This is a genomic window from uncultured Alistipes sp. (assembly GCF_949296715.1).
In the GTDB taxonomy this organism is placed as follows: domain Bacteria; phylum Bacteroidota; class Bacteroidia; order Bacteroidales; family Rikenellaceae; genus Alistipes.
In genome coordinates, this window is record NZ_CASFQD010000040.1 from 1 (window position 1) to 5,291 (window position 5,291).

Annotated in this window: 7 protein-coding genes; 4 read left to right on the top strand and 3 right to left on the bottom strand. The window is 66.7% G+C overall.

Annotated elements, in window-relative coordinates; translation table 11 throughout:
- Positions 1–197 precede the first annotated feature (197 nt).
- Positions 198–731: a GNAT family N-acetyltransferase gene (locus Q1Y33_RS06170; RefSeq protein WP_300798870.1), complete on the bottom strand. Its 534-nt coding sequence runs from the start codon at positions 729–731 to the stop codon at positions 198–200.
- Positions 732–923: 192 nt separating this feature from the next.
- On the opposite strand from Q1Y33_RS06170, the gene Q1Y33_RS06175 reads away from it, so the two are divergent.
- The 4 genes from Q1Y33_RS06175 (at position 924) to Q1Y33_RS06190 (ending at position 4,092) form a co-directional block, all read left to right on the top strand.
- Entirely contained in the window at positions 924–1,358 is a 435-nt protein-coding gene (locus Q1Y33_RS06175; protein WP_300798871.1) for an Hsp20/alpha crystallin family protein, read from the top strand.
- A 316-nt stretch (positions 1,359–1,674) separates the two neighbouring features.
- Positions 1,675–2,409 (top strand): copper homeostasis protein CutC, encoded by a 735-nt coding sequence (locus Q1Y33_RS06180; protein WP_300798872.1) that lies wholly within the window; start codon positions 1,675–1,677, stop codon positions 2,407–2,409.
- An 11-nt stretch (positions 2,410–2,420) separates the two neighbouring features.
- Positions 2,421–3,611: a transglutaminase domain-containing protein gene (locus Q1Y33_RS06185; RefSeq protein ID WP_300798873.1), complete on the top strand. Its 1,191-nt coding sequence runs from the start codon at positions 2,421–2,423 to the stop codon at positions 3,609–3,611.
- Positions 3,595–4,092 carry a GNAT family N-acetyltransferase gene (locus Q1Y33_RS06190; protein ID WP_300798874.1) on the top strand — a complete coding sequence of 166 codons (498 nt, stop codon included), beginning with the start codon at positions 3,595–3,597 and terminating at the stop codon, positions 4,090–4,092. Before Q1Y33_RS06185 ends, Q1Y33_RS06190 begins: the two co-directional genes overlap by 17 nt.
- 15 nt (positions 4,093–4,107) lie before the next feature.
- Here the strand turns inward: Q1Y33_RS06190 and Q1Y33_RS06195 are convergent, their stop codons facing one another.
- Positions 4,108–4,554, bottom strand: coding sequence for a GNAT family N-acetyltransferase (locus Q1Y33_RS06195; RefSeq protein ID WP_300798875.1), 447 nt, complete (start codon positions 4,552–4,554; stop codon positions 4,108–4,110).
- A 27-nt stretch (positions 4,555–4,581) separates the two neighbouring features.
- Positions 4,582–5,291 (bottom strand): 4Fe-4S binding protein (locus Q1Y33_RS06200; RefSeq protein WP_300798876.1); only part of this gene is annotated, 710 nt, incomplete at its 5' end.

Sequence of the window (5,291 nt, forward strand, 5' to 3'; positions counted from 1 at the left end):
ACATCGTTTTTTTCGTTTTTTTGACATAAAAACAGAGATTAGTAGAAACCGGTTTCTACTAATCTCTGTTTTATCCTCCTAACTGCCAAATATTAAGTCGGTTACATTTTATATCTCCAACCAATTTTGGCATCATTACCTTTTGTTTCGGGCGGGTCCGGCGGTGCTTGCGGCCTTGCGTCCTGTTGCGTTGCGGTTTATTCTGTTGTTTCCCCGGGGGTCAATACCTTTTCGAATGCCATCCTTTCGCCGTTGCGGCAGCTGATTTTTCCGCAGTAGACGAACTGCTCCTTCTCCATGAGGTGCAGCATCTGCCGGTTGTCGTAATTCGTGTCGACGCGGAATGCCGGAACGCCCCGCGTGCGGGCCAGCGCGGCCGTGCAGCGCAGGAATTCGGTGGCTACGCCGCGGCACTTCTCGCCGTCGGCGACCGCCAGCCGGTGCAGCACCACATAGTCGTCCGAGGTGATCCATGCGCCGCGGATCGCCCCGTAGGAGGGTTCTCCGTCGAAGAAAAGGGCTCCGTAGGCGATGACCGTGCCGTTGGTGCGGCAGAGCACGTGACCCGCGCCGCGGGCGATGTCGGCCTCGATGTCCTCGCGGGCGGGGTAGCCGTCCTGCCACTGGTCGCTGCCCGCGGCGCGCATCTGGGCCTGGGCCTGGCGGATGATCTCCAGGATGCGCTCCTCCTCGCCGGGCCGGGCCGGGCGGAATATCAGTTCGTCGTTCATGTCGTAAAGATAGCAAAAACGGCAGTTCCTGCCACCGTGACGTGACGATTTTTCCGTTTTTGTGACAAATAGTGACAATTTTTCCTGTTATCGGATGTGGCACAGGATTTGACCGATTGAGGGTGAAGCCGCTCCGGAAGGGGCGGGGACGAAAAAAGATGTTTAACCAAATCAAATAAGGAGGACAAGATTATGATGCCTGTCAGAAGAAATCAGAATTGGTTGCCGAGCATTTTCAACGACTTTTTCGGTAACGAGTGGGTGGACAAATCGAACGCTACGGCTCCGGCCGTGAACATCCTCGAGACGGAGGACGATTTCAAGATCGAGGTAGCCGCTCCGGGCATGACCAAGGAGGACTTCAAGGTCCACATCAACGAGGACAACGAGCTGGTGATCTCGATGGAGAAGAAGAGCGAGCACAAGGACGAGGACAAGAAGCGCAAGGGCACCTACCTGCGGCGCGAGTTTTCGTACAGCCAGTTCCAGCAGAGCCTGATTCTGCCCGACAATGTGGAGAAGGAGAAGATCGCGGCTTCGGTCGAGAACGGCGTGCTGACGGTCGACATCCCCAAGAAGAAGGAGACCGTGACGGCGCCCGCTGCCCGACAGATCGAGATCAAGTAGGGATCGGGTCACGGCAGAATGACCGGGGAGCGCCCCTCATGCGAGGGGTGCTCCCTCTTTTTTGTGCCGTAGTCCCCGCGCGTGTCGGATGGCCCGTCTCGTCCCGGGATACGGCGGCTCCTGTGCGAGGCCTGTCCGACCCCGGTCCTGCGGCTCCGGCAGGCGGGATATTGCGGTCTTTTTTCGGGACGGCGCCCGGGCGGAGCGTTTTTCCGGGCCGGATTCGGTGCGCCGGGGTGAGGCGTTTTCGGTTGCGGCGAGGCTTTTTGGGGTGCTGCGGTTGCATATTCCGCCGCAAATCGCTAAATTCGCGGATATGATCGAAACCGAATTGTGTGCCTACGGCATCGAAGCGTGCCGTGCGGCGGCCCGCGCGGGTCTGACGCGCGTGGAACTGTGTGCTTCGCCCTACGAGGGCGGAACGACTCCCTCGGCTGCGGCCATCCGGCAGGCCCGGCGTGTCGGCGGGGTGCGGTTGAGCGTGATGATCCGTCCCCGCGGCGGCGATTTCCTCTATACGGACGAGGAGTTTGCGCAGATGCTCGACGACGTGCGCTTCGCCCGTGCCGAGGGGGCCGACTGCGTGGTCGCGGGGCTGCTGACCGCCGACGGGCAGATCGACGAGGCGCGCACGGCGGCGCTGGTTGCCGAGGCGGGCGGCATGGAGGTGACCTTCCACCGCGCCTTCGACATGGTGCGCGACCAGCGGGAGGCGCTCGAGGCCCTCATGCGGGCGGGATGCCGGCGGGTGCTGACCTCCGGCGGCCGCAACACGGCCGAGGAGGGGCTGGAGCGGCTGCGCGAGCTGGTGAGGCAGGCCGACGGCCGCATCGGCATCATGGCCGGCAGCGGCGTGCGCCCCTCGAATGCGGCGCGGATCGCCGCCGCGGGGGTCGATGCTCTGCACTTCAGCGCCCGCTGCCTGCGCGAGAGCGGCATGGCCTACCGCAACCCCGCCGTCTCGATGGGCGGCGTCGAGGGAATCCCCGAGTATGCCACCGTCGCCTGCGACGAGCGGACGATCGCCGAAATTCTGAACACATTGTCCTAAACACCTTCCCCATGAAGAGACTTCTGCTTCTGTTGCTTGCCGCTGCGGCCACGGCCTGCGGCGGCCCCTACGGCGCGGGCATCCCGGCCGAATACGAACCGCTGCTCGATGCGGCGCTGGCTGATGCACCCCGCGCCGACAGCCTGCGGGCGCTGCTGCGCGAGACGCCCCGCGGCGAGCGGGCCGCGATGGCGTGGCTCATCGCGTGGATGCCGCGCGGCGACCGCGACACGATGTCGCTCGACCTGCTCCGCGAAAATGTCCGCTATGCCTGCCGCGCCCGTGCGGAGTTCCCGTGGGCGAAGGCGTTGCCCGATTCCGTCTTCCTGAACGAGGTGCTGCCCTATGCCGTGGTCGACGAGGTGCGCGACGCCTGGCGCCGCGACCTTTACGAGCGGCTGGCGCCCCGCGTGGCTGCGTGCCGCGAGCTGGCGGCGGCGCTCGATACGGTGAACCGCATCCTGCCCGCGGTCGTGGGCGTGGAGTACAACACGCTGCGCGAGAAGACCAACCAGAGCCCCGCCGAGTCGATGCGTCAGGGCATGGCCTCCTGCACGGGCCTCTCGGTGCTGCTCGTCGATGCACTGCGGGCCGTAGGCATCCCGGCGCGCTTCGCCGGCACGGCGGCCTGGCACGACAACCGCGGCAACCACAGCTGGACGGAGGTGTGGATCGACGGTGCCTGGCACTTCACGGAGTACTACCAGCCGTGGGCGCTCGACCGTGCATGGTACCTGGCCGATGCCGGGCAGGCCGTGGCCGGGGACCGCACCCATGCGATCTATGCCGTGTCGTTCCGCCCGACGGGCGACTGGTTCCCGATGGTGTGGAGCGAGCAGTCGCGCGACGTGCACGCCGTGGATGTCACGCAGCGCTATGTGGATACCTATGAGGCTTTCGCGTCGGATGCCGAGCGGCAGGGCACGCACGTGAAGGTGGCGCTGCGCATGTTCCGCGACCGGCGCCACGCATCGCAGTCGGGCGACCGCGTTGCGGCGAACGTCGATGTCTTCCGCGACGGCGAGCAGATGGGCGGCGGCCGCACGGCCGGGCCGCTGCAGGACATGAACGACGTGCTGTCGTTCCTGCTTGAGAAGAACTCCCGCTACCTGTTCCGCTACGAGAACGCGCGCGGCGAGCTGACCGAACTGACGGTCGAGGTGGGCGACGAACCGCTGACCGTCGATGCCTACATGGAGTAGGATGACGGACGTGACGATCCGCCCGCTCCGTTCGGACGAGCGGTGGCTGCTGACGGAATTTCTCTACGAGGCGGTCTGGGTGCCGGACGGGGCGCCGCCCGTGCCGCGGACGGTGCTTCAGGAGCCTGCGCTGCGGCGCTATGTCGAGGATTTCGGCCGGGCGGCGGACGACCGGTGTCTTGCGGCCGTGTGCGACGGCCGCGTCGCGGGCGCCGTGTGGGTGCGCCGCATGCATGGCTTCGGACATGTCGATGACGCGACGCCCGAACTGGCCGTCGCGCTCTATCCCGAATACCGGGGGCGGGGCGTCGGGACGCTGTTGCTGCGGGCCATGCTCGATCTGTTGCGCACGGAGGGGTGCACGCGGGTTTCGCTCTCCGTGCAGCGCGAAAACCGCGCCGCGGCGTGGTATCTCCGCGAGGGGTTCGAACTTCTTGCGGAACGGGACGGCGAGCTGGTCATGGTTTGCCGGCTCGGCTGAACGGCGGGATGCGGATTACTCCTCCAGCGCGAGGTGGAGGATGGGGTGGTTGCGGCCCGACGGGTCCTTCGCGTCGCGTGCGACGACGCGGAATCCCATGCGGGCATAGAAGGCCCTTGCGGCGGCGTTCTCCTCGTTGACATCGACCTGCCGCGCGCCGCACCGCTGGACGGCGTGGCGGATGAGCTGCCGGCCCAGCCCCTGCCGCAGGCGGTCGGGCGCCACGAAGAGCATTTCGATCTTTTCCCCGTCGAGCCCGAGAAAGGCGGCCGGACGACCGTCCGGACGGCGCACGAGGTAGAGGTCCGCGGCGGGCAGCGCTTCGCACCGTACGAGCGGACGGTAGAGCCCCGGCTCGTCGGGGGCGAGAAAATGGTGCGTGGCCCGTACCGAGGCCTCCCACAGCGCGGTCAGCGCATCCAGATCGGCGTCGGTCGGGGCGGTCAGGTGCTCGATCTCCATCTTTTCTTCCTTTCTTCCGGTTGGTCGTCAGATCAGGGTGACCGACTCCTTGCGTCGGCTGAAATTGCGGGCCAGGGCCGCGGCGAAGGGCGTGTCGAAGGTGCGCGCCCCGACGGGGCATCCCTTGACGCAGGCGCAGCAGCGCAGGCAGCGCGCCGGATCGGTGTGCAGCTCGTCGCCGCGCCGGATGGCCCCGGTAGGGCAGACGGCCGCGCAGCGTCCGCAGCGGGTGCAGAGCGTCTCGTCGCCTGCGGGCAGGTAGACAACCGGATGGCGCTTCTGTCGGCGGCGGTAGCCCACGACGAAGCGGATGAAACGCAGCAGCGGCCACAGCGGCGTGGCAGGGGCTTTCAATTTGCGTACATCGACCGCGGCGGGGGCTTCGCCCGCTGCGGTTGCGGCGAGTTTCTGCCGCACGGCGGCGCCGAAGGCGGCGGCGTGGGCCAGGTCGTCGGCATCGGGACGTCCCGCCGCAATGGGTGTGGCGGGTGTGCTGTAGGAGTGTTCGCCGATGAAGGCTCCGGCGGCAACGGGGCGGAATCCCTGCGCCGCGGCCAGTGCGGCCAGCTCCGCGACGGCCCCCTCGAAGGCCCGGTTGCCGTAGACCGCGACCACGACGGCCGGAGTCTGCGTGCCGCGCACCTGCTTCATGCGTTCGGCCGCGAGCGGCGGGATGTGCCCGCCGTAGACGGGTGCGGCAATGACGGCGACGGCCTCCGGCGGCAGGGTGGCGGGTG